The sequence below is a fragment of the Staphylococcus lutrae genome (assembly GCF_002101335.1).
Taxonomy (GTDB): domain Bacteria; phylum Bacillota; class Bacilli; order Staphylococcales; family Staphylococcaceae; genus Staphylococcus; species Staphylococcus lutrae.
The window spans coordinates 1,889,689-1,915,878 of record NZ_CP020773.1 but is presented as its reverse complement, the minus strand read 5'-3'; the positions used below and the strand labels follow the sequence as shown (position 1 = coordinate 1,915,878).

Genomic DNA, 26,190 nt, shown 5'->3' with positions numbered 1-26,190 from the left:
CCCCCTTTCTGTCTTTATCCATTCACCGTATCGTATTCATTTTGTTGATATTGTTTAAGCTCTTCGTCTGTCGCAAACACAAAATGATCAGGTGTGACTTCGACTAGACGACGTTGATCATCGAGCGCATCCTCTGTTTGGAACATGATACGTTTTCTCGTACGCTCACTATCTGGATCTGGTTGTGGTACAGCAGATAATAAAGACTTCGTATAAGGGTGCAGTGGATGATGATATATTTCATTTGCAGATCCTAGCTCAACAATCCTTCCAAGATGCATCACTGCAATGCGATCAGAAATGTATTTAACCATCGATAAATCATGCGCAATGAATAAGAATGTAATATTTCTTTCACGCTGTAACTTCTGCATTAAGTTGACAACTTGTGCTTGAATCGAAACGTCCAAAGCTGAGATCGGTTCGTCTGCAATAATAAATTCTGGTTCAACCGCGAGCGCACGTGCGATACCAATACGTTGTCGTTGTCCTCCAGAGAATTCATGGGGATAACGATTCGCATGACTCTTTCTTAAACCTACAGTTTCTAATAAGTCGTATACACGTTTTTTTCTGTCTTCACGATTTTTTGCTAGCTTGTGGATATCAATCCCTTCTGCAACAATATCCATTACTTTCAGTCTCGGATTTAACGATGCATAAGGGTCTTGGAAAATCATTTGGATTTTTTTATTAAACTTCAATAAATCTTTACGCTTTTTAATTTCCTGGATGTTTACCCCTTCGTAAAGCACCTGTCCATCTGTAACGTCATTCAGCCTAATAATGGCTTTTCCTGTTGTTGATTTTCCTGAACCAGACTCTCCAACCAAACCAAAAGTTTCTCCTCTATATATTTTAAAAGAGATATCTTCAATCGCACGTACTTCATTTCGTTTACCATGATTAAAATATTGTTTTAAATTTTTAACTTCAAGGAGTACTTCTTTCTCAGCCATTAAACGACACCCTTTCTACACGTTCTGGTTTTGCTAAATTATTAGGCATTGGACGTTGTTTCCGCTTCACAATTTCTGGTGGTTCAACTTGCGGTGCACGTTCATCTAATAGCCAAGAGCGCACAAAATGCGTAGGTGAAACTTTAAACCACGGAGGTGCCTCTTTAAAATCAATCGCGAGCGCATATTCACTACGTGCGGCGAATGCATCACCCTTAGGTGGATGAATCAAATCTGGTGGTGAACCTGGTATTGCTAATAAGGTTGCATCATCCCCCATATCTAAGTCAGGCATTGATGAAAGCAATCCCCATGTATATGGATGCTTAGGGTCATAGAAAATTTCGTTGACATCGCCTGTTTCAATCATTTGACCCCCATACATGACGGCCACTCGATCAGCGACGTTCGCTACAACACCTAAATCGTGTGTAATGAAAATGATTGATGTATCAATTTTTTGTTGAAGCTCTTTCATCAACTCTAATATTTGCGCTTGCATTGTTACGTCAAGTGCTGTCGTAGGTTCATCAGCAATGAGTATTTTAGGTTCACATGCAAGGGCTAAAGCGATGACGATACGTTGGCGTTGTCCTCCAGAAAATTGATGAGGATACGCATTGAAGCGTGCTTCAACATTTTTTAAACCGACTAACTTTAATAATTCAATGGCTCTTTTTTTGGCTTCTGATTTACTCAAACCGATATGACGAATAATAGGCTCCATGACTTGTTTTCCAATCTTCATTGTCGGATTTAATGACGTCATCGGATCTTGGAAAATCATTGAAATTTCTTTTCCACGTAATTTCATTAATTCTTTTTCCGACTTTTGCGTTAAGTCTTCACCGTTAAATATAATACTCCCTTTTTTAATTCGCCCTGTTGGCCCTTGGAATAACTTAGTAATTGCTTTTGTCGTTACAGATTTCCCTGAACCTGATTCACCAACAATCGCTAACGTTTCTCCTTTGTTTAAATATAAATCAACGCCTCTTACCGCTTGCACTTCCCCAGCTTCAATATCGAAAGAAACATGCAAGTCATTAATTTCTAATATACGTTCAGACATTGTACATTCCTCCTTTATTTACGCATTTTAGGGTCAAATGCATCGCGTAGACCGTCACTAAAGAGATAGAAAAATAGAATAAGTAAACTTAACACAACAGCAGGTACAAATAATTCATGTGGATGAATTAATAACATCGCACGGCCCTCATTAACCAGTGAACCTAGAGATGTTCGAGGTGCTGGTACGCCGATACCGATAAAGCTTAAAAAGGCTTCGAAGAAAATCGCATTAGGTACAGTGAACATTGATGTCACGATAATCGCCCCTAATGTATTCGGTAAGATGTGTTTAAAAATTAATTTTAAATCCGATGTGCCCAATGTACGTGAGGCTAAGACGAATTCTTGACGTTTCAACTTCAAAAATTCTCCACGAACGACCCTGCTCATGCCAATCCAACCTGTAATCGTCATCGCTAAAATAATAGTCCAAATCGATGGTTCAAAGATTAAGACGAATAAAATAACAACGATTAAAGTTGGAATCGATGAAATGATTTCAATGATACGTTGTAAAATATCATCAACACGACCGCCGAAATAGCCTGAAACCGCCCCATAAATTACACCGATAAAAATATCCAATATTGCCGCAACAAAACCGATAAAGAGCGACACTTGTGTTCCTTGCCACGTACGAGACCACAAATCACGACCGAGTTGGTCCGTACCAAACCAAAAGTTTTCTTTAACATGTGCTTTTTCATAGGCATTTCCATCCACGCCTTGTCCATCAAAAGGCAAAAACGGAATTTGATCTAACACAGCTATTTTAGGTGGCAAATTACGTCGTTGAACATCTTGTTCGGCATAGTCATGACCGTTTAAATGGGGGCCAATTAATGCAAATAAAATCATAATAATAAGGCCAATCATGCCGATCACAGCTAATTTATTACGTTTTAACTGCGTCCATGCATCTTGCCAAAATGTGCGTCCTTCGCGCTGGAAGTCTTGCTCTCCACTATCTGGTGCACCGGTACGAACAAAATCTTCATGCATGATGCCCGCTGTTTGCGCAACTGTTGCGCCAGAAAGATCATCCCCTGGTAAATGATGTTGTTGATTCGACATTATTTTTTACCCCCTTGCAATCGAATTCGTGGATCAATTAAACCGTAAAGTACATCCACAATGAAAATGGATACGATAAACAATGTACTGAATAAAAGCGTAATCGCCATGATCACTGAGAAGTCATTTGTGGTAATTGAACGCACAAATTGGTCACCTAATCCTGGGACACCGAAAATGTTTTCAATTGTTAACGTCCCGGTTAAAATGCTCGCTAACATTGGGACTAAAATCGTTACCACTGGGATAAGCGCATTACGTAACGCATGTCCAAATAACACTCGTGCTGTAGAATTCCCTTTTGCTCGAGCCAATAGTATGTAATCAGAGCTCAAGACTTCTATCATTTCTGCTCGAATATAACGTGCAACGGTCGCTAAAACAACAGCGGATAAAGCTAATGAAGGTAATACCGCTGTCGATAGTCCTTCCCAACCCGCAACTGGAAACCATTGTAATCTCACGGCAAAGACGTACTGTAATAAAACCGCTAAGACAAACGACGGCACAGATATTGCAATTACTGAGATAAAGGTGGCGAGATAGTCTACCCACGAATTTTGACGTGTGGCCGCAATCACACCTAATATGACTCCTAATATGACACCAATCACCATCGCAAATAACCCCATTTGAACTGATGGTACTAATCTCGGTTTAATGAGATCCCAAACAGGTTGGTTGTCATATTGGAAAGAATTACCAAAATCTCCTTTTACAACATTTTTCATATAGTTCGCATATTGCACCGGTAACGGATCATTTAATCCGTATTTCTCGTTCAATATTGTTTTTTGTTGTTCACTTAACTTTTCATCGTTAAATGGTGAGCCCGGCATCAATTTCATTAAGAAAAATGTAATGGTAATAATAATAAACAAAGAAATTACCATATACAATAAACGTTTCAGAGTATACCTAAGCATTGATTCATTCCCCCTACATCTAAGTTAACATTCCCTTCTAAATTTTCAGAAATATTAATGCCATTATAGTCTTTCCGTAAAATTTAATCAATAGCATTTGGTTTAACTCTATAAAATTTTTGATTACTTTTATTTTATATATCAAAATCGCTCTATATCCGTTACAATATTTGAAAAAGCTTTAAAAAAGGACTGAAACTATGAAATACTTAAATCAAAATGCCATTATTTATATTTTATTCACACCCCTGGCAACTTTGGGCATATGGTTATTTACAACACACACTTTCATTCATTTCGTAAATACCTTTTTCACCATCACTGTACTCGTAGGGATGATGTTGTTCGCCTTACTCATTGTTCAAGAAGGCATACTCGATGTAACCAGTTATGGGTTTAGAAAATTTCGTTACCAACTGATGCGCAAAAAAAATCGTGTCCGTTATGAAGCAGATGAATTTTTCAATCCAAAACACCCTAAAAAAACACATCATTTTGTATCACCTTGGATTAAACCTGCTTTAATCATACATTTCATCTATTTTGTCATTTCTATTGCACTCGCTTTTCTCATTTAAAAATGAATACCCTATACATGGGTGTTTGTTGAACACGCATGTGATATCAGATAATTCTGAAATAAAGTAACTTCATAGCTTGTTTATAAAGGTGAATATTTAATTGTCTCAACTTCAATTAAATGGAAACTCTGTGATTAAACTACTTTTAAAATAATGCCTATAAATCAATTTTCTATGATATAAATCATTTTCCTAAACGGAATTTTTATGACGTGTTTCTTCTATTAAAAATGTCAACACATAAGATGCACTTCATGCACATAATCTTTCATCTTTTCAATCAAATTGATGTACGTCTATAGCAAACATCATTTGTATATCTATTCATAAATATGCCTTACACTTCTTAATATTGTGAAACCAAATCTGTAAGCCCTTACTCCTTTATCGATTTGTTCTTTCACATACCAAGCTCTTTTATTTCATTTCCTCCCATTAAAAATTCATATGCCTTCTAAAAAAGCGGCGGATCTTGTCAGAGACAAAATCCACCGCTTCGAGGATATGACTGGATTCGCATCACAATAAACGTGCTAATCCATTGTCATATTTAACTTTTCACAGTTATTCACTATATTTTTTAAAGATCAGTACTGCGTTATGTCCACCAAAACCTAAACTGTTACTCATCGCATATTCAATCTCATGATCAACAGCTTGATTTGGCGTAATATCTAAATCAATTTCTGGATCTGGGCTATTCGCATTGATTGTTGGAGCGATTTTACCATCTCGAATAGATAAAATAGAGAAAATGGCTTCGATTCCACCTGTCGCACCTAACAAATGGCCTGTCATAGATTTTGTAGAGCTGATTTTCAATGATTTCGCCGCTTCACCAAATGTGTTTTTCACCGCTTGAATTTCAGATAAATCGCCTACCGGTGTACTTGTCCCATGTGCATTTAAGTATTGGATATCGCTCGGTTGAACCCCCGCATCTTTAATCGCGGCTTCCATCGCACGAGAGCCTCCTTCACCTTCAGGCGCTGGTGCCGTAATATGGTAGGCATCACCAGTCGCACCATAACCTACGAGTTCAGCATATATATTTGCACCTCTTGCTTGTGCTGACTCAAGTGATTCTAAAATTAATACGCCAGCACCTTCACCCATTACAAAACCGTCTCGGCCTTCTTGGAATGGACGACAAGCCGTTTCCACATCCTCATTTGTTGTCAGCGCACGGCTTGCACTAAACCCTGCAATTGCCATATGTGTAATAGGCGCCTCAGTTCCACCCGCAATCATCACATCTGCGTCACCACGTTCAATAAATTTAAACGCTTCACCAATTGAGTTTGTGGCAGTTGCACATGCAGTAACTGTAGAGCCGTTAGGTCCTTTTGCACCCGTATCAATCGATACTTGACCTGACGCCATATCGGGAATTAGCATAGGAACAAAGAATGGGCTCACACGACGAGGACCACGTGCTTTTAATTGATCATAAGCTTGTTCAAACGTTTCCATACCACCAATGCCTGAACCAATCCAAACCCCGACGCGATCTGCATTGTGCTCATCTATGATTAATCCTGAATCTTTTAACGCTTCTCGTGCAGCAACAATGGCATATTGTGTAAAACGCGCCATTTTACGTGCTTCTTTCTTAGGAATAAAATCTTCAATATTAAAATCTTTTAATTCTCCACCAATGTGAACTTGATAAGGTGACGTATCTAATCGCGTAATTTTATCGATACCATTAACACCCTTTAAAGCATTTTCCCACATTGTCGGGACATCATTTCCGATTGGTGATAATCCACCTAAACCTGTTACTACAACACGCTGTTTCTTTGTCATATTCATTTCCTCCTCTATTATTTACCCCATCTGATGACGATTGAGCCCCAAGTGAGTCCGCCACCGAAGCCTACAAAAACAACAATATCATCGTCTTTGATACGTCCATCTTCTAATTCTTGTCTTACACTGAGCGGGATAGAAGCTGCTGATGTATTTCCATATTTATTTACTGAGACACTCATTTTTTCTTTCGGTAAATTTAAGCGTTGACGTGCTGATTCCATAATGCGAATATTGGCTTGATGCGGAATAAACATGTCAATATCATCTGCACTTAAGTTCGCTTTTTCCACTGCACGTTGTGACGATTCACCCATCACACGTACAGCAAATTTAAAGACTTCGCGTCCGTTCATACGAATAAAGTTAGTCTCTTTATCTTGATAGAGATACTTACCTCCAACACCATCAGAACCTAACTCATAGCTCAGAATACCACGATTTTCTGATACTTCGCCAATGATAACTGCACCTGCACCATCACCAAATAAAATCGCTGTTCCACGATCATTAAAATCTGTAATTTTTGACAGCTTATCCGCACCAACTACAAGTACGTTTTGATATTCTCCTGATAGCACAAAGGAGCGTGCTGTTACGATAGCATACATAAACCCTGAGCATGCGGCCAATTGATCCATAGAAGCAATTTTACCTAAACCTAAACGCTGTTGTAATATATTCGCTACGGTAGGAAAGCGATGATCCCCTGTAGATGTTGCCACAATAACCATGTCAATGTCTTGTGCTGCGATACCTGCATCTTCTATCGCACGAAGACTGGCTTCATACGCTAAATCAGATGTATCTTGATTTTCATCTGCCCATCTACGTTCTTTAATACCTGTCATTTGTGAAATCCATTCATCTGATGTATCTAGGTATGATTCAAAATATGCATTATCCACAACCCGATCTGGTGCGTATGCCCCAAACCCTTTAATACCTACATTCATGGTTTGAACACCTTCTTCTTAATTTTTTAATACCAGGTATTAATTTAACATATAATCGTTTAAAAAAACAAGCCACATGCTAGTGAACGCTATACAAAACATGAGAAGCATACTATAATGAACTTATCAGTTTTATGGAGGCAAATATAAAATGAAATACTTCATCACATTGATTTGGGCTATTCTCCTTGTAGAAATGATTAACTTTGTTTTGAATAGTCTTAGCGGTGGCGGACCTCTTAATCTTGTGACACCTCTTTTCGTCGCAGTCTTTGCAGTCATTGTACTTGCATTATTAGATGTTGCCACAACACCGCACAAGCAATCTCAAGATACACATTAAATTGAATCATACGCTATGATAATTAAAGGTTGAATACGAACACACGTTATTTCGTTCGTACTCAACCTTTTTTGTACGTGAATCTTTCTTCTCAAATCTGCCAAAATACGTCAAACAGCAGAACAAAATTGACTCCACCTCAATTTGCCCTGCCGTCATGTTAACTATTATTTCATTTCATACGTTTTCACTTTATTCGTTTTAACATCAAAATAGCGTAATGATTGTTCACGCTTTTCAATTTTTTTATTGCCATCAATGCTGTAATCGTTATTGTATAATGTCGCTTCCCAACTGCCATACATTGGATTAGGGAAAATAATATATTTGCTACCAAACTCATCTTCATGCTGTTTCACTAATTGTTCACGCGCTTGCGGTGTTGCAGCTTTAGGCTCGTCAAAGTCAAGTAAATTGTCACCAAATAACATCACTAAGTTATATTCAGTACGCACGCGATCACGGCGCTCAGCTTTACCTTTTTCTCCCTCTTTTTTCAATAATACGTGCTTTTTATCTGCTTGTGGCAATTTTTCGCTTCTCAAGTTTTTAATCGTTGCCTCTAAATCTTTTTCATGCGAACGGTCAGATACGTAAAAAATTTCCACACCGTGGCGATCGGCGTATTTTAAAAACGACTTCGCGCCATAAACAGGTTTCGCTTGCGCCGATTCAACCCATTCATGCCATCCTTCAGGAAACACTTGCCCTTTTAATGCACTCGTTGCTTGATACGGAGAATTATCAAGTACCGTTTCGTCAATATCAAGTACAATGGCTAATTTTTTTCCGCCTTTATGATCCTTAATTTTCTTACTTAATGTTTCTTTTGCTGCGTTATAACCTTGTGCATACAAAGCTTTAGCTTCAGCAGAGTTTTGATACCATGCCACACTCATCACATTTTGTTGCCCTAATATACGAGCGGCTTGATTTTTGTCCTGAGTTGTTGCTTGTTGTGTTTTTACGCCCTCTTGTTCACCAGAAGCAAACGTTGCTGAAGGAAGACTAGAAGATACAATCCCAAGTGCTAAGAGTGCTGCTGTCGTTTTTGTCCATTTTTTCAAGTCATTCACCTTTTCTTATGTATAATATGAGAATCCATTGTTTGTGTTATCCACACATCTATATTAAAACCTTTTATAATAAATCTCAATATTTCTATTAATTTTTTTATATTCTTTACAATAAAAGCAGACATTCTTAAAATTAAAACATTTAACTATGATGCTAATTCAAAAAAATAATTTTTATCATTGATGTACATCCACTGACTTCTGTGCGTTTCACCATATAAGATAAGGGGCTGAAACAACACAGTGTTAACTCGTGTCTCAGCCCCTTACGAATGTTTATATTCCAATGAATAAAGTTTACCGCCTGATGTTGTTGCCTCAACTATACTGCTTTATTCTTGTGTCGAAACGTCATCATCCACTTCAGATGGTCGCTCAACTTTAAATTGAATATCACCGTCTTTTAATTCTCCATAAATCATTGTGCCTTCTGGTAAGTTTTCTTTAATCATCATACGCGCAAGTGGTGTTTCTACATGGCGTTGTACAAAACGTTTTAATGGACGTGCACCAAATTGCGGTTCATAAGCTGTTTCTCCCATCCATTTTGCCGCCGCATCTGAAATTTCGAGCGTGATGCGTTGATCTTTCAAACGTTGATTTAAGTTCATCAATACTTTATCTACAATTAATCGCATATCTTCAACTGTCAAAGGTTTGAATAGGACAATGTCATCCATACGATTCAAAATTTCAGGTTTAAAATAAGCATTCAAACTTTCCATTACTGCTTTTTCAGTATGTGCATCGATAACACCCGTATCTTTGACATTTTCTAATAATATTTGTGAGCCAATATTACTTGTCATGATAATAATTGTGTTTTTGAAGTCGACACTTCGACCTTTTGAGTCTGTGAGGCGCCCTTCATCTAAGATTTGCAAGAGCACATTGAAAACATCTGCATGCGCCTTTTCAACTTCATCTAATAAAATCACTGAATATGGGTGACGTCTAACCGCTTCAGTCAATTGCCCACCTTCATCATGACCCACATAACCTGGAGGGGCACCAATCAACCGAGAAACGGCATGTTTTTCCATGTACTCGCTCATATCAATACGAATCATATGTTTTTCAGAATCAAACAATGATGATGCCAATGATTTGGCTAATTCTGTTTTACCTACACCTGTTGGTCCTAAAAATAAGAAGGAACCAATCGGACGATTCGGATCTTTAATCCCCGCTCTCGCACGTACAACAGCATCTGCAACTAAGTCTACCGCACGGTCCTGGCCAACAACACGCTCATGAAGAATATCGGATAAGTGTAACAACTTATCACGTTCAGTTTCGACAAGTTTTGACACTGGAATACCTGTCCATTGACTTACAATCTCACCAATTTCTTCGTCTGTAACGACTTCTCGAATGATTCTATCCGTGTCTCCACCTTGTTCTTCCTGGAATGCTGCTTCTAATGCTTTTAACTCTTTTTCTAATTGTGGTATTTTACCATGCTGAAGTACCGCTGCTTTCTCTAAATCATAATTATTCTCAGCATCTTCTAACGCTTTACGACTTTCATCAAGTTCCGCCCGTTTTTCTTGTACTTTAGCAATTTTTTCTTTTTCATTTTCAACACGTGCTTGAAGTGAGGCTTGTTTTTCTTTTTCTTCAGCCAATTCTTGTTGTAACTCTTTCAAACGTAAACGACTTGCTTCATCAGATTCTTTTTTCAATGCATTTTCTTCAATTTCTAACTGCATGACACGACGATTGGCTTGGTCAAGTTCAGTCGGATTTGATCCCATTTCTGTACGAATCGTTGCTGAAGCTTGATCGACTAAATCAATGGCTTTATCTGGTAAGAATCGATCTGTAATATAGCGATCAGACAATTCTGCAGCAGCGACTAACGCACGGTCTTGAATGCGCACACCGTGATGGACTTCATAGCGTTCTTTTAATCCTCTCAAAATCGAAATTGTATCTTCAATATTAGGTTCAGCCACATTGACTTTTTGGAAGCGACGCTCTAATGCCGAATCTTTTTCGATATATTCACGGTATTCATTTAATGTTGTCGCACCGATACAATGTAACTCTCCTCTAGCCAACATCGGTTTCAACATATTTCCCGCATCCATTGCGCCATCTGTTTTCCCTGCACCGACAAGCATATGGATTTCATCGATAAATAATAAAATACGTCCTTCTGATTCTTTTACTTCTTTAAGTACAGCTTTAAGACGCTCTTCAAATTCACCACGATACTTTGCACCTGCAACGAGTGCACTTAAATCTAACTCAAATACAGTTTTATCCAATAGTGAATCCGGTACATCTTTTTTTACAATTCGTTGTGCCAAGCCTTCAACAATCGCTGTTTTACCGACACCAGGTTCCCCGATAAGGACAGGATTGTTTTTTGTTTTACGACTTAAAATACGAATAGTATTTCGAATTTCTTCATCTCGACCGATAACAGGATCCATATTCCCTTTACGTACTTCTTCTACTAAGTCACGCCCATATTTTGCTAACGCTTCGTAATTGATTTCTGGATTTTGTGTCGTCACATGATTCCCTCCTCTAATCTTTTTAATGATTTCAATGATTGCTTCTTTCTTATTACCTACAAATCGTTGTGTCGTTTCATCTATGTCCATTGCTGCACGCAAAATATGCTCCATAGAAATATATTGATCTTCATATGTTTGCATATATTTTTCTGCTTTAAGAAATAAGTCGTTTGTTTTAGGAGAAAGGTACTGACCATATTGCACTTGGTCACCTTTCACTGTCGGGTAATTATTAAGTTGACGCTCATAAGCTTGATTTAACGCATGCGTATCGATGTGCGCACGTTCTAAAATACTATTGAATAAGCTCTCTGGTGCTTCGAGAACGGCTTTTAATACCGTCTCTACTTCTATATTCGTCAGTTTGTAAGATTTTGCATGTTCAATTGCTTTTTGAAGTGCATTTTGAATTGCATGTGTCATTTGATTAATGTCCAAAATGTCTCACTCCTTTATTAAAATAGGTCGATTGACTTTGACTTTCTTTGACCTTAATCATATTATAAGCCTATTATCTACAAAAATCAATCCATAACTTTGACTTTTTTTGACCATTTATAATGACATCACTTTCTCTTCGGTTTCCATCATTAAAAGCGCCCATATGAGGTTGGATTCCTTTAAATAAAAAGGTAGCAGCGAGGGAAGAGAGAAATCTCGTTTTAATTCAGATTTCATCAACTTCCCCTGCCCTACCTTCAAAGGCATGCCTATTGTCTCATATCAAAGTATCCATTTCGCACCAAGAGGGTAGCCATAACGTCCTAACGTTTCAATTTCATAGCTGATTCATTCGTCGACGGATGCTTTTTTTCGATTGTTTTGATGATTGCATTCGTTAATGCGCGTACACCCGGTGGCTCCAAATGTATGCCATCCGGTGCAAAGTATTCCACATGATTGGCAGAATCATGATACCAGTCGACTAATGTCACATTATCCTGATGTTTTGCCGCTTGTGCTAACACTTTATTCACATGTGTTTCATATGAGCGAGGAACACGCGTATTCACGAGATATATGTCCGCTTTGTCGAATTGTTTAATCAGGTCTCCCAACTGTTCTTCTGTAAAATCTCCATTGGTTCCCAATTCAAGGACAACAATATCATTTTTATCTCGGTAATCGGTATACTTTTCTTTCGCGAGTGGAATCGCTTCTATTAAGTTCCGTCCTACTTTTCCATCAATGGTCGCATTGGGTACAAAAGATTTGAAATAATCACCAATATCCACCATAACAGAGTCTCCAATTAATAGCGGTTTCCATGATGCATAACGTTGTTTGCTGCCTTTGACAATTAAACCGTTAATTTCAAGTTGTGGTAAAACGGCTGGATGCGTCACCCACTTATCCATTTCTGCTGTATTGACTTCTGTCATGTGTGTGGGTTGATATTCAGAAAAGCGATTGAAGCCACCTGCAAGAACAATGAGGCTAGGTACAAGTAGAATGATAAAAAGCCAAGTTCGTCTCACTTTAGATAAACGCCAATTTTTTAAGTGCTTGAACGTGAAACTGTTAAATCCTTGTTTTCTAAAAGGCTGTTCAATAAAACGATATGAAAATTCTGCCATGATAACAATTAAAATCAACTCAATCCCGTAAATCAATTGCGGAATTTGACCTTGTACGAATTGATGATGTATCAATACAATAATTGGAAAATGCCATAAATACAGACTGTATGAACGACTACCGATGTATGTTAATATGCGAGTACCCATCAGTTTTGCGAAATAACCAGAAGGATGCACGCTACTCGCGATAATCCCTAACGTCAACCCTGAGATGACAAAAAATCCACCATAATAAAGGACAGCATTTGTCTCTTCTACAAACTTAAAGCAGAGTAACAAGATGATTAAACCTAAAAGCCCCACACTATCGATACTCATACGCATTCCAAAGTTGACTTTTGACTTTAACTGAAAAGGTGGCCAGATGAATGCCAATAAAACACCCATTAATAAAGTCTGTAACCGTGTATCCGTACCGAAATAAACACGCGCAACATTTGCATGCGGTACATACATCACCATCATCATAATCATAGAAATAACAAGCAAAGTGAAAAATGTAAGACGTAACCACTTTAAACGACGGATTAAGGAGATTAAAATGGACAATATAATTGGAAAAACAAGGTAAAACTGCTCCTCAATCGCTAAAGACCATAAATGCTTTAAAGGTTGTACGGTAAATTGCTCAAAGTAGTCCACATCTTGTGCAATATACCACCAATTCGAAACATAAAAGATGGCTGCAAGACTATCCCCACGTACTTTTTGAATTTCTGAAGGTGCAAAAACAAGCGTTAACACGATGACGCCCATGACTAAAAAGAACACAGCCGGTATGAGACGTTTCATTCGTCTCAACCAAAACTTCAATAGTGCAATCCGCCCTGTGTTATGATACTCCGTTAATAATAAACTCGTAATTAAATAACCTGAAATAACGAAAAATGTGTCAACCCCTAAAAAGCCCCCAGGCAACCATTGCGGATTCAAATGATAGATCAGAATCGCAATCACTGCAATTGCTCTTAAACCATCTAATCCAGGCATATAACGAGGTTTGATTGTTCGTCTCTCTCTCTGATTAAAATTCCACACAATCATCATTCTTTCCAATTTAATGTAATCATTTACCATTTTATAATATTTGTATATTATATCTTTTCGATTGCGCGAGTGCAATAACATTTTAAATTGTATTCCAACTATTTCTTCAACTTATGCAATCGCTTACATTTGCTGTCGTCCAAAGGCGTGGATATGTAACCAGGTGCGTCTAAAATAAGACTACTTTGTTTGCTTTGCATGAAATCACATTTAAATGCGCTTGATACTGAAAAAGAACTTTCAAAATTGATGACAACAATTAAGAAAGTTCTAAACAAGCGTTTTAACTGATTAACAGTGATTAGCTCACGCCTAACGCAATTTTAGCGTAACGAGACATCATGTCTTTGTTCCAAGGCGGATTCCAAACAATATTCACTTCTGTATCTTGAATTTCTGGCAGCTCTGCTAATACCGTTTTGACCTGATCAACAATTTGTGGCCCGAGCGGACAACCAATAGACGTTAATGTCATTTCTACTGTACATAAACCGTCATCATCTAAATCAACTTTATAAACAAGCCCTAGATTAACAATATCGATACCTAGTTCAGGGTCGATGACATTTTCTAGCGCGCCTAATATGCTATCTTTGAGTGCTTCTTCCATCCGTATCACCTCATTTTACTTTTTACTAGTAACAATATAACAAAATCCCCACTTTTCGACAATAAAATGCTATGATATGAATACACTGAAACTTGGAACTAAGGAGCTAATGAATGGAACAGCATTTAATTTGTTTAGATTTAGATGGAACACTCTTGAATGATCAAAAAGTGATTCCCGAATATACATTTCGAGTGTTAAAAGCACTCCAACAACAAGGACATGCCATCATGATTGCGACAGGTCGTCCTTATCGCGCAAGTCAACTTTACTATGATCAACTCGATTTAAAAACACCTATTGTCAATTTCAATGGTGCATTTGTCCACCACCCCCACGATGACACGTTTCCAACGCAACATCATCGTTTAGACGAAGGGATTGCGACAAGTATTATTGACACTTTAAAAAAAATGAACGTCAAAAATTTGATTGCTGAAGTAAAAGATTGCGTTTTTATAGATCAACCTGACGCACGCCTTTTTGAGGGCTTTAGCATGGGTAATCCTGTGACACAAGTCGGTGATTTACGTGAGACTTTAAATGAAGATCCTACTTCATTACTCATTGAGGCTGAAGAAATCATGATTCCACGCATCAAACAAATGCTCACACGCTTTTATGCTGAAAATATAGAGCATCGTCGCTGGGGGGCCCCTTTCCCCGTGATTGAAATTGTGAAAAAAGACATTAGTAAAGCGGTCGGTATTCATTTCGTCAAAGAGTGGCTTCAAATCAAACACGAAAACACCATTGCATTCGGCGATGAAGATAATGACTTAGAAATGATTAAGTATGCAAACTACGGTATTGCAATGGATAATGCCATTGATGAGTTAAAATACGTCGCTAAAGAAATCACACAATCCAACAATGAGGACGGTATCGGTGTGTATTTAAATCGTTTCTTCAATTTAAATATTCCTAAAGATCAAGAAAAATAGACAGAAAAAAGGAGCTTATTTACATGACACAACATATTATCGTCGTTGGCGCAGTCGCAGGTGGCGCTACAAGTGCAAGCCAAATCCGACGCTTAGACAAAGAAAGTCGCATCACTGTTTATGAAAAAGACAACTATATGAGTTTTGCAAATTGTGGTTTACCTTACTATCTTGGTCATGTCGTTGCCAAAAGAGATCACCTCTTATCCGCAACGCCTGAAAAGTTTAAAACTAAAAAAGATATTACAGTTAAAGTGAATCATGAAATTATAGATATTGATGACATTCATCAAACAGTAACAGTGAAAAACCACTTAACAGGTGAAACATTTGAGGATCATTACGACATTTTAGTGCTCAGTCCTGGTGCACGAGCTAATCGACTTAACTTTAATGTCCCTCACCTCTTTACACTGCGCAACATGGATGACACTGATCAAATTGATGCGTACATCGAAGAACACCGAGCACAGCGTGTTTTAATTGTCGGTGCCGGTTATGTCAGTCTAGAAATGGTTGAAAATATGTATCATCGTGGACTCCAACCAACACTCATCCATCGTTCAGATGCAGTTAATAAATTAATGGACCAAGATATGAATCGCGTTATTTTTGACCAACTCGATCAACATCACATTCCTTATCGATTAAATGAAGAAATCGTAGCCATCGAAGGGCATCAGGTGACCTTTACTTCTGGTCTAGTAGAGCACTATGATTTAATCATTGCGGGTGTAGGCGTAACGCCTAACTCTGAATTTATAGCAAAATCAAATATCCAACTAGATGACAAAGGCTATGTTCCTGTTGATGATTGCTTTAAAACAAACGTCCCAAATGTGTATGCTGTTGGAGATATCATTACAAGTTTTTATCGCCACGTTGACCTCCCTGCACACGTTCCACTTGCTTGGGGCGCGCATCGAGGGGCTAGTGTGATTGCTGAACAAATCAGCGGTAATCATGACATTAAATTTAAAGGTTTCATCGGTGCAAATATCGTTAAATTTTTCGATTACACGTTGGCTAGCACAGGGATTTCCCCACAAGAATTAAAACATTTTGACTATCAAATGGTCGAAGTAAAAAAATCAACACATGCCGGCTACTATCCAAATAATAGCGACGTACATTTAAGAGCTTATTTTGACAAAAAAACACGCCAAATTTTGCGTGTCGCAGCAGTAGGTGAAAAAGGGGTCGACAAACGGATCGACACCCTTTCTATGGCCTTGATGCATCAGGCAACAATTGATGAATTGACCGAATTCGAAGTGGCTTATGCCCCACCATTCAGTCATCCAAAAGATCTCATTAATTTATTAGGTTACCAAGCACGCCAATAAGATTGAATGTGATAACAGGGGGGGACGATTTATATTCCAGCCCTGTTCGTTTATCTCTTGGATGATATAAAGAAGAATGAAACACCTTTTTGTACTTTTCAAACAGCCTTTCTCTATTTTGGCATTCCATATCGGCTGCCCTTTATTAAAAAAAGACCTGATTTAATGTTTTTAGCAATAAATCAGGTCTTTTTTATGATGAGGATTAGGCGAATGCGATCTTAATCACTTGATTTTAAGACGACTCCGTCTACTTCAATTTGTTGATATATCAAAGGCAAGGTTATTTGAATAATCCTGTGATAGGTCCCCAAGGCAATATTGCACCTAAAACGATGGTTAACAATGCGACAATCCACGTTGCAATAAATAGACCTCGCGTCTCTAACTTTTTCTTTTTACGTGCAATTGTCACTTCCATCAGTCCAATGACTGCAATACCACCTACCATTTTTAGCGTCAATAACATATGACTAGCGCCAGCACTTGTGAACGCCTTCACCACGAGCCAAAAACCAGTCACAAGAACGAAAAGCATCAATACACGAGTTGCCATATGTAATGATTTAAATAATGGTGTTGGGCCTTGTTTGTTAGAGTAGTTTTCATAAGCCGCATAGAAAAGAATTAACAAGACAATCCAACTGACAATATGCAAGTTAATTAACAACATATTTAATAGCTCCTTTCTTTGTGAATCTTCCCCATCATAACATAATTGTAATATTCTATACATATAAATTACCTTTGTGTTATTTTATAAACATTTTGTATTTAGAACGACCATTAATTTTATTAAAAAATGGCGCACACGGCTTCCATGCCATAGGCTGTTCGTCAATACGCCTGATGTCGGGGCTGCTTTTTGGTCTCTTTCATCAAACTCAAAGAGACTGAGTGCAGTTCTCAACATACAACTCAGTCTCAATTGAATGGGTGTCTCCCAACACGCCCATTGATGTTATTCTTCTTTTGCAATAAAGTTCGTTAAAGTCCCAATATTATCAATTGTCACTTTCACTTCATCACCCGGTTGTAAAAACTTCGGTGGGTTCATACCGGCACCGACGCCAGCAGGTGTCCCCGTTGCAATAATGTCACCAGGATGTAAAGCTACATATTTTGAAATTTCTTCAATTAACTCATCAATTTTCAAAATCATTTGAGACGTATTACCGTCTTGGCGAATTTCATTGTTGACTTTTGTCACGATATTAACATTTTCAGGTGTTGGCAATTCATCTTTTGTGACAATGTAAGGCCCCATCGGACACGCGCCAGTTAAACTTTTTGACAAGAAAGCTTGCGCATGCGCCTTTTGTGCATTACGATCTGTAATGTCGTTAATAATCGTGTAACCATAAACATAATCCAAAGCTAAGCCTTTTGGAATCTTTTCTCCTGATTTACCAATCACGACACCTAATTCACCTTCATAATCTAACGCATCCGTCACATCACGGTGGTTCGGAATCGTACTTTCATCACCTGTCAATGAAGAAGCCGCTTTTGTAAATACATATAAGCGGTTCACTTCATGGTTAAGTTCTTCCGCGTGCGCTTTATAATTACGTCCGAAAGCAATCACGTTGTTTGTCGGTGTAACTGGTGGTAAAAATTCGATATCTTCAAACGGAACTTTATAGTCAGCGCCTTGGCCACTGTTTTCTGCCGCAACGACCGCTTTTCTTACTTGTTCTTGAAAATCTAGTGTTTGGTTTTGTTGTAAACCTTCGAGTAAAGTTTTGGGATGGAAATCTCCTTCTCCAAAATTAGCGAAAACGCGCTTTAAATCCCAAGCCGCTTCTTCTCTTTTCACCTTCACTCCATATGAAATTTCACCATTATGTTTGAATGATAGGAATTTCATTCATCATCAGCTCCTAACGTATATCTTAGTCATATTATAACGGAAATTTTAAACGAATCACAAATTTTTAAAGTTAAACGCTTAAATCTCTAATTCACCGTATTTAAAGAAGTATAAATAACCATTCACAGGTGTCTTCAATATCGTTTCTAATGCACGTTGATAATACTGCATTTGAACACGATATTTTTGTTTCAGCATCATTTCCATCTCTGCATCGGATATCCCTCGTCTTCGAATCAACGCATCAGTTTTATAATCTACAAAGTAATAATGACCGTTCTCTTTAAAAACTAAATCGATCATCCCCTGTATCATTGAAGCGTCCGTGGATACATTTGTCTCTTCAACTTCATGTTGATTCACGACGAAAGGTACTTCGGTATGCCGTTCTTCACTTTTAGCGATACGTGCATACAGTGGACTGTTAATGAAACGTTGAATTTCATCGACGGCAATCACTTGTAATGCTTCGGCCGGAATAATCGAGCGCTCGACTAATGATGTTAAAAACTGATTCAATGCTTGTTCTGTAAAACCATCTTCTACAAATGGTAAATGCTGCATGACGGTGTGCATCAGCGTCCCAATTTCCGCAGCGGTATACTTCACTTCTTGTAAAAATTGAGGACGATCATAAGTTGCAATGCCTAATCGATATTGCCGAACCCGTTCATAATTCGTGTCCGCTTGTTCTGTTTCAAGTTGACGTTTCAATTCTGATACAGATTGCTTTGATGCTTGCTGAACCGCTTGCTGATATGGATATTCAAACAAAAGTTGTTGCTCGATTTGTTTGGCAACCTGATCATCTATAGGGGTTGACGCTAATTTCGCTTCTAATGCTTCCAGTGAATGACTCTGATTATCAACTAAATCTTGCTCCGTCGGTAAGACCGTTTCCGCCTCGAGATGTTGCACTTGAATATGCGGCTTAACAACTGGGGCTAATGTCGTCGCATCGGATTCAAAACGTTGATGTGCTTGTAATGCACTATTTTGATATTTGCTGAAAACACTGTATAACAGTTGGAATGGATTTTTAGCATTAAAGCGATCCATCACTGTTAACTTTTGATTTGCAATCGGCGCTGACGCTAACACTTCAAGTTCTTTTTCTTGCTTAGCCGTTCCGATTAAAAAGAGTTGTTCCTTTGCTCGAGTAAAAGCCACATAGATTAAACGCATTTCTTCTGAAATCATCTCTTTTTGATTCACAAGATCAATACTCATCGAAATCAAAGAAGGATAAAATAATCCTTGTGCTTCATCATAGTATTGTAAGCCTAAACCTGCATGTTGATTGAGCACGACGGCTTTGCCCAAGTCACTTTTATTAAATTGACGCGTTAGACCAGAATAAATGACGAATGGGAATTCCAAACCTTTACTGCTGTGAATCGTCATCATACGCACAACATTATCATTGGGTCCGATGACATTTTCTTCTCCAAAATCTTTCCCACGCGCAATCATTTGATCGATAAAACGAATAAATTGGAATAATCCACGAAAACTTGAATTTTCAAAGTCAACAGCCTTATTAAACAAGCCGTACAAATTTGCGCGTCGCCCTCGTCCTCCGATTAACGCACTAAAATATTGAATGATATAGTGATCGTTAAACAATTGATCAATCAACTGATAAACAGGGTGATGTAAACTATAGTCTTGGTAAAATGCTAAATCGTTTAAAAATTTCTCCAATTTTGCAACGATCGCAGGTTCGGCTTCATCTGATGCGAGATAATGTTGAATGGACTGATAAAAGTAATTATCTTGTGGTGCAACAACACGAATTTTGGCAAGTTCATCTTCTGTAAATTGATATATCATCGATCGCATTAAACCGACCAAATAAATATCTTGGAGCGGGTTGTCAATCGTACGTAAAAACGATAACATCAAACGGATTTCAGTCTGTTCAAAATAACCTTGTTTACTATTCACAAATAAAGGAATATCTCGATCTTTGAAAGCTTGTTGAACAAGTCGCGCATTGCTATAACTTCTTTCAAGGATGACGATATCTTTATACTGCGCTGGACGATAAGTTTGCGTTTTTGAATCGTACACTTTTTTTGTTTCAAGAATGGTTTGAACCTGTTGAACAATCAAATGCGCCTCTTGCTCACTCGCCGTCATCTCTCGGTCTTGATCTACCATCAATACATTGAACTGGACCGGTAATTCGACTGCATCATAGGACGCACCATGATACAATTTTGCAGCGTCATCATATTCAATTTCACCGACTTCCGTATCCATCATATGCGTAAATAAATAATTCGTCGTTGATAATACTGCCGGACGTGATCGGAAATTTTGAGATAAATCGATTCTCCAGCCTCCTGGTTGTTCAGGCTGATTAAACCGTTGATATTTTTCGATAAATAAGCTAGGATCCGCTTGTCTAAATTTATAGATGGACTGCTTCACATCTCCAACCATGAACAGATTACCGTTCGATTCATCGCCGCGTTTAATGCTCGCGATGATGCTTTCTTGTACACGGTTTGTATCTTGATATTCATCCACCAAAATCTCTTTGAAATGTTCTCGATATGCTTGAGCAATCTCTGACGGGTTTCCGTCTCCATCCCTCAAAATTTGTAATGCAAAATGTTCATAATCCGAAAAATCCAAAATATTGCGCGCTCTTTTAGCTTGGCTAAACGTATGAAGAACATCTTTCGTTAATCTTGCTAAATAATTGACCCGTGGTGCGAGCTGATACAATTCTTCCAATAGCGTTTCATCATCGCGCCCTAAAAAATGCGTTTTGATTTGATTCATATTGTTTTTGAAACTTTCATAGTACATTTTGAAAACGTCATATGCTTCATCGAGCATCGGATCTTCTTTCACATCTTTGGGTTTCGTTGGCATTCGACCTAGTTGATATTCCGCTATACGATTTTTATCAATTTGAGGTTCAGCTAAAACACGACGCAAAAAATCGCGATGTTTGGAAATGAATGTCACATGCTTAGGAAAATCTCCAACCCATTCAAATTGGTGATAAGCTTCCTCTATCGCATCTTGTGCTGCCTCTAAATATAAACGAATATATTTATTCAAAGTGTCTAAATACTGTTGCTGAAGATGTCGTTCTAAGTAAGGTTGATCTAACGTATTCAACCACTCAATAGGGTCTGGATGCGCGACACTAAAATGATACAGCTGTTTAATGATTTGACGTAATGCCGAGTCATCTCTATCTGTAGAAATATGTTCAGTTAAAGTTACAAATGTTGGATCCAATTGTTCATAGTGCTTTTCGAGTACATCATCAATCACCTGTTCTAACAATAATATATTTTCAACTTCACTCGCCGTTCTAAAATTTGGATCAATCTCTAACACGTCATAATGTTGTTGAATGAGTCGCAAACAAAAACTATGTAAAGTCGAAATTTGTGCTTGATGTATTTTGGATCTTTGATTTTTTAAGTGTTGGTTAGAAGGGTCTGCCAAAGCAGCTTGTTGGATGCGAGCTTCAACACGATGCTTCATCTCACGTGCACTTAAATTCGTAAAAGTGACCACTAGTAAACGATCAACATCTATCTCATCACGCAAAATGCGTTGAATAATCCGTTCTACAAGTACAGCGGTTTTACCAGAACCCGCTGCCGCAGCAACAAGAATATCTTGATCTTTGGCGTAAATACTTTCCCATTGTGCATCCGTCCACTGAACGTGATCAGGTTTGGCTGGAATCATGCGCATCCACTCCTTCCTTGTCTACTGTCGCTATGAGTTCAAGCGGTTTTATTTTTTCATCAACATGACGATACTTCGGACTATCAATCATACTATCTACGTGACACACAGCTTGGTACTGACAGAACTGGCAAGGCAATTGCTTACGAAATTGTATTGGCGCCACTTCATTATGCCCATCCATAATATGCGTTGCGATATCCTGAAAATTACGGCGGTTATGTTGAATCAGTTTATGAATTGTCGCTTCATCTGTCACTTTACTTGTTGCATAAAAGCTACCGTCTTTTTTCAATCCAATAGGGACAATGTCAGATTGAAACCCTGTCGTTAAGCGTGAATCGTAAGCCTCTAAAACATCCACATCGTTGTTGAGCAATCCTTGTAGCTGATAAGACTTTAAAAAGTCAATCTCACGTTTGGCATCTTGAACGTCCTTCCAAGCACGCTTTTCATCTCTAAATTTATGAACAAACATGTATAAAAAGCCTCCTGGTTTTACCGCTTCACTCAACCCGAGCCTTTCCTTATTTTGTAATGCGATATCCATATAAGTCATCATCTGCATCTGTAAGCCATAGTAAACTTTGACTAAATCTAATGATGCACTTGAAGATGAAGACTTATAATCAATAATGTTAATAAAACTTTGATTGTTTTTTTGGAATGCATCAATACGGTCAATTTGTCCACGAATATAGATAGGAATCCCTTGTTTCGTGTATAATGGCGCTGCTTTCAGTTCAGAATCATTTTTCGGTGATTTACGAAACGCTTTTTCAAATGCAATCGGTCTGAACTGTGAATACGTCGTTTGATATTTCATCGCATATAAAGTCGCTTGAACTATTGCACCGATGCGCTGTGATAAGTAACGATAATACGCCGTAGAGTTCAATAAATTAAATTGAACAAGTGGCAAAACATACGCTAATGCTTCACGTGTATATGCATGAATTTGTTGTTCAGTTAACTGATTAAAACGCCCTTCTATTTTCTCCGCTATATACTTTAATGCATCATGAAAAATCGTCCCTAAATCAAAATTTTGTAGTTGATATTTCGTTCTTTCATTCAGTTTTAACCCGTGTGATGTATAGTGTTTAAATGGACATTGTTGATATCCTTCAAAACGTGATACGCTAGCATGAATGGCTTTTCCGTACAGTGCTGTCGTTAAATGGGCATCCAATTGAACTGTGGCATTCGTATATGTGAGCGCAGATTTCAAATGTTTGAGTCCATCATTTAATTGTCGATGCTGAGCCATCACAGCATAAGCTGAAAACCATGTATCGGCAATCAGCCCTTCATCAAGCCACGTTTTTAACGCTTCAAACAAATGCACTTTCGTTTGGTGAGGATGTTCGATAAGCGTTAATGTGTCGCGTGCATGTTGATGTGTCAAACGTGTGACTTGCAATTGATGAAACAGGGCAAGAATGTCATTTAGAAACGGACTTCTTTCGCGCTCGGCACCACTCGCATCCATTAAACTATATGAAAAAGTGATGGCTTCCTTCCCTCGTGTCATCGCATAATAACATACAAATGCTTCATCCATTTGTAAAATATCCGATGTCGGACTCAATTGGATTTCCGCATAACGCTCAAAATCTTTCTTTTCACTGTCAGAAATCAATCCTGAGCCGTTAATCGCTTGAGGCATGACACCATCATTCATTCCTATCATATAAATGTGCTTTTTGTTGTCTACTTTGGCCAAATCCATCGTCCCAATTGTAACCTGGTCTAACGTTTGCGGGATCATCGAAAATTCCAGTTCATTTAATCCGACATCTAAAATTTCCAAAAAGCGATCTAATGTCATCTCACGTTCATCAAAAACTGTGACGACATCATCTAACACGCGAATCAATCCATGCCATATTTGATCGATTTCCTCCGCCGCCTCATGTTTGCCTAGTTGGTCTAATCTATCCCGCTGCGTCATCAGTTGCGTTGGCAATTCAAAATCTTCCATCGCTTCATAAAAATAAGTCGCAAAACTTCTTGCATGGGTCCCCTGGGCTAACTTTTCCTCGAATTTCAATAACTTATTAAAAATATCGTTTTTCAAATCAATTACTTTTTGAAATGTTGCTGTTTCTTCTTCTGTCAATGGGTCATTCGGACGTAATCCCATTTTACGAAATTGATTTAATTCAAAGTAATGTGGGTCCAACCAACGTTTGCCATAAATCCCACGTTCAAGCGCAAAGTTTTCCAACAACTGAATCAAATACGCACTTTCAGTAAAGTATTGGGAAAGTATTTGTGTTTTTAATAGTCGCATCAATGGATCAAATTGCCACCCCGTTTGAAGCACTTCAATTAATGCACGTAACATTTCCATGATTGGGTGGTGCGTCATCGATTTTTTCACATCAAGATTGTATGGAATGTCATATTGAGGTAAAATCGCATCCAATAAATAGACGTAGGCAGAATCGCGATATAGAATCGCAATATCTTGAAAACGATACCCTTTTTCACGGACGTCTCTCAAAATTGCACGTGCGATTTCATTGACTTCCTCACGTGTCGTTGGCGCTTCCCATATTTGAATCCCCCCATCCGTGAGCGGTTGCACCTCGGGTTGTAATGCGTCAAATTGCTGTTCAAGCACCTGAATTGACGCCGATTGGAAACGCATAGATTGCTGAAAATACATCCGTTCCAATGGTTTTTTCACTTGTCGTGACATCTCTTCAAAATGGGATAAGGCTTCGGAAGGTTTACGAAACATACTGAATGGTGACTCATCCCCATTCGTAGTCAAGGCGACTGTCACAGATTGTGCATGCTTTACCAACGCCTCAATCATTTGATATTCTTGTGTCGAAAAGTTATGAAAACCATCAATAAAAATATCCGCTTGTTTTAACCAAGCTGATTGTGGAATCAATGAAATGATACGGTTCATCAAACCTTCACCTGTGATATACTCCGATGACAGACGCTGAACGAGTTTTTGATAGATCAAGGCGATATCGTGCAACTTATGACGTGTACGTGGCTCAAATTGCATATCTTGAGCCATTTGAGAAACCATTTCAGGCTGCACTGCATACTTTTCAAAGTCTTGAATTTGCTCACGCATTTTCGTACTAAATCCCATGTAACGCACTTGTGAGCGGTACAATTTCAGTTCTTTTTGCACCTCTTGTAAAATGTCGTAAATCATCATTTCTATTGCGATACTTGATAGCCGCTTTTCGTGAACACCGCCCAATTCTTGAATCACACGATGCCCGAGTCGTTCAAAGTGTAACACTTCTGCCCGAATACTCCCCAGCAACGCGTTATCATTGACCAACGCTTGTTCATATAAATACGTCCCTTGCATAGGTGTGATAATTACAATAGGACGTCCTAACGGTTGTGATTTCATCTTTTGCTTTATTTCGTTTAACATGAAAGTGCTCTTGCCGGTTCCAGCACGTCCTAACAATATTTTGAACATCGAATCCCCCTCTCTAACCCTTCTGGTGATATCTCATTTATTCATCATTATAGCATTAACGCCCCCTATTCCTCTATGAAAGATCGTTTAAACATGGGATGGATTCCCGACACATCGAGGCGCCTCAAATCAAACTTTCCATCTTGCGTCCACCATGAGATCATGATATTGCATTAAAAAAGCAGCCGAGCACAATCTCGACTGCTTTTTTAATCATTGAGGACGGATTGCCTTGGACTTGATTCGACTTTAAAGCATGTCGTTCAGTCCGT

18 protein-coding genes are annotated in these 26,190 nt (G+C 38.3%); 4 read left to right on the top strand and 14 right to left on the bottom strand.

The features are described 5' to 3' along the window. Nucleotides 1-14 precede the first annotated feature (14 nt). The 4 genes from B5P37_RS08900 to opp3b are packed head-to-tail and all read right to left on the bottom strand — an operon-like array spanning nucleotide 15 to nucleotide 4,033. Nucleotides 15-959 carry an ABC transporter ATP-binding protein gene (locus B5P37_RS08900; protein ID WP_085237886.1) on the bottom strand — a complete coding sequence of 315 codons (945 nt, stop codon included), beginning with the start codon at nucleotides 957-959 and terminating at the stop codon, nucleotides 15-17. After that, nucleotides 952-2,031 carry an ABC transporter ATP-binding protein gene (locus B5P37_RS08895; RefSeq protein ID WP_085237885.1) on the bottom strand — a complete coding sequence of 360 codons (1,080 nt, stop codon included), beginning with the start codon at nucleotides 2,029-2,031 and terminating at the stop codon, nucleotides 952-954. The genes B5P37_RS08900 and B5P37_RS08895 overlap by 8 nt, the downstream gene beginning before the upstream one ends. A 14-nt stretch (nucleotides 2,032-2,045) precedes the next feature. Further along, nucleotides 2,046-3,107 (bottom strand): oligopeptide ABC transporter permease, encoded by a 1,062-nt coding sequence (gene opp3C, locus B5P37_RS08890; RefSeq protein WP_085237884.1) that lies wholly within the window; start codon nucleotides 3,105-3,107, stop codon nucleotides 2,046-2,048. Continuing rightward, on the bottom strand, nucleotides 3,107-4,033 hold the full coding sequence (opp3b, locus tag B5P37_RS08885) for an oligopeptide ABC transporter permease (RefSeq protein WP_085237883.1): 927 nt from the start codon (nucleotides 4,031-4,033) through the stop codon (nucleotides 3,107-3,109). Before opp3b ends, opp3C begins: the two co-directional genes overlap by 1 nt. A gap of 200 nt (nucleotides 4,034-4,233) precedes the next feature. On the opposite strand from opp3b, the gene B5P37_RS08880 reads away from it, so the two are divergent. Beyond that, nucleotides 4,234-4,611, top strand: a complete 378-nt coding sequence (locus tag B5P37_RS08880; RefSeq protein WP_085237882.1) for a DUF3899 domain-containing protein — start codon at nucleotides 4,234-4,236, stop codon at nucleotides 4,609-4,611. 567 nt (nucleotides 4,612-5,178) lie between these two features. Here B5P37_RS08880 and fabF read toward each other — a convergent pair. Continuing rightward, nucleotides 5,179-6,423: a beta-ketoacyl-ACP synthase II gene (gene fabF, locus B5P37_RS08875; RefSeq protein ID WP_085237881.1), complete on the bottom strand. Its 1,245-nt coding sequence runs from the start codon at nucleotides 6,421-6,423 to the stop codon at nucleotides 5,179-5,181. A 17-nt stretch (nucleotides 6,424-6,440) separates the two neighbouring features. Next, nucleotides 6,441-7,382 (bottom strand): beta-ketoacyl-ACP synthase III, encoded by a 942-nt coding sequence (locus B5P37_RS08870; protein ID WP_085237880.1) that lies wholly within the window; start codon nucleotides 7,380-7,382, stop codon nucleotides 6,441-6,443. A 151-nt stretch (nucleotides 7,383-7,533) separates the two neighbouring features. Here B5P37_RS08870 and B5P37_RS08865 point away from each other — a divergent pair, with 151 nt between their 5' ends. Then, nucleotides 7,534-7,725: a DUF2929 family protein gene (locus B5P37_RS08865; protein ID WP_085237879.1), complete on the top strand. Its 192-nt coding sequence runs from the start codon at nucleotides 7,534-7,536 to the stop codon at nucleotides 7,723-7,725. 167 nt (nucleotides 7,726-7,892) lie between these two features. Here B5P37_RS08865 and B5P37_RS08860 read toward each other — a convergent pair whose 3' ends face one another. The 4 genes from B5P37_RS08860 to B5P37_RS08845 form a co-directional block, all read right to left on the bottom strand. Continuing rightward, entirely contained in the window at nucleotides 7,893-8,792 is a 900-nt protein-coding gene (locus B5P37_RS08860) for a 5'-nucleotidase, lipoprotein e(P4) family (RefSeq protein WP_085237878.1), read from the bottom strand. Nucleotides 8,793-9,133: 341 nt separating this feature from the next. Then, nucleotides 9,134-11,767: an ATP-dependent chaperone ClpB gene (clpB, locus tag B5P37_RS08855; RefSeq protein WP_085237877.1), complete on the bottom strand. Its 2,634-nt coding sequence runs from the start codon at nucleotides 11,765-11,767 to the stop codon at nucleotides 9,134-9,136. 326 nt (nucleotides 11,768-12,093) lie between these two features. Beyond that, nucleotides 12,094-13,953 carry an acyltransferase family protein gene (locus tag B5P37_RS08850; RefSeq protein WP_085238454.1) on the bottom strand — a complete coding sequence of 620 codons (1,860 nt, stop codon included), beginning with the start codon at nucleotides 13,951-13,953 and terminating at the stop codon, nucleotides 12,094-12,096. A 304-nt stretch (nucleotides 13,954-14,257) separates the two neighbouring features. Then, entirely contained in the window at nucleotides 14,258-14,566 is a 309-nt protein-coding gene (locus B5P37_RS08845; RefSeq protein ID WP_085237876.1) for a metal-sulfur cluster assembly factor, read from the bottom strand. A gap of 113 nt (nucleotides 14,567-14,679) precedes the next feature. Here B5P37_RS08845 and B5P37_RS08840 point away from each other — a divergent pair, with 113 nt between their 5' ends. After that, on the top strand, nucleotides 14,680-15,510 hold the full coding sequence (locus B5P37_RS08840) for a Cof-type HAD-IIB family hydrolase (RefSeq protein WP_085237875.1): 831 nt from the start codon (nucleotides 14,680-14,682) through the stop codon (nucleotides 15,508-15,510). A 23-nt stretch (nucleotides 15,511-15,533) separates the two neighbouring features. After that, nucleotides 15,534-16,856 (top strand): CoA-disulfide reductase, encoded by a 1,323-nt coding sequence (locus B5P37_RS08835; RefSeq protein WP_085237874.1) that lies wholly within the window; start codon nucleotides 15,534-15,536, stop codon nucleotides 16,854-16,856. Between the two features lie 283 nt (nucleotides 16,857-17,139). Here B5P37_RS08835 and B5P37_RS08830 read toward each other — a convergent pair whose 3' ends face one another. The 4 genes from B5P37_RS08830 to addB form a co-directional block, all read right to left on the bottom strand. Next, complete coding sequence (locus tag B5P37_RS08830; RefSeq protein WP_085237873.1) at nucleotides 17,140-17,529, bottom strand: YisL family protein; 390 nt, start codon at nucleotides 17,527-17,529, stop codon at nucleotides 17,140-17,142. 288 nt (nucleotides 17,530-17,817) lie between these two features. Beyond that, on the bottom strand, nucleotides 17,818-18,726 hold the full coding sequence (locus tag B5P37_RS08825; protein WP_085237872.1) for a fumarylacetoacetate hydrolase family protein: 909 nt from the start codon (nucleotides 18,724-18,726) through the stop codon (nucleotides 17,818-17,820). Nucleotides 18,727-18,807: 81 nt separating this feature from the next. Next, nucleotides 18,808-22,452 (bottom strand): helicase-exonuclease AddAB subunit AddA, encoded by a 3,645-nt coding sequence (gene addA / locus B5P37_RS08820; RefSeq protein ID WP_085237871.1) that lies wholly within the window; start codon nucleotides 22,450-22,452, stop codon nucleotides 18,808-18,810. Beyond that, nucleotides 22,433-25,918, bottom strand: coding sequence for a helicase-exonuclease AddAB subunit AddB (gene addB, locus B5P37_RS08815; RefSeq protein ID WP_085237870.1), 3,486 nt, complete (start codon nucleotides 25,916-25,918; stop codon nucleotides 22,433-22,435). Before addB ends, addA begins: the two co-directional genes overlap by 20 nt. Nucleotides 25,919-26,190 lie beyond the last annotated feature (272 nt).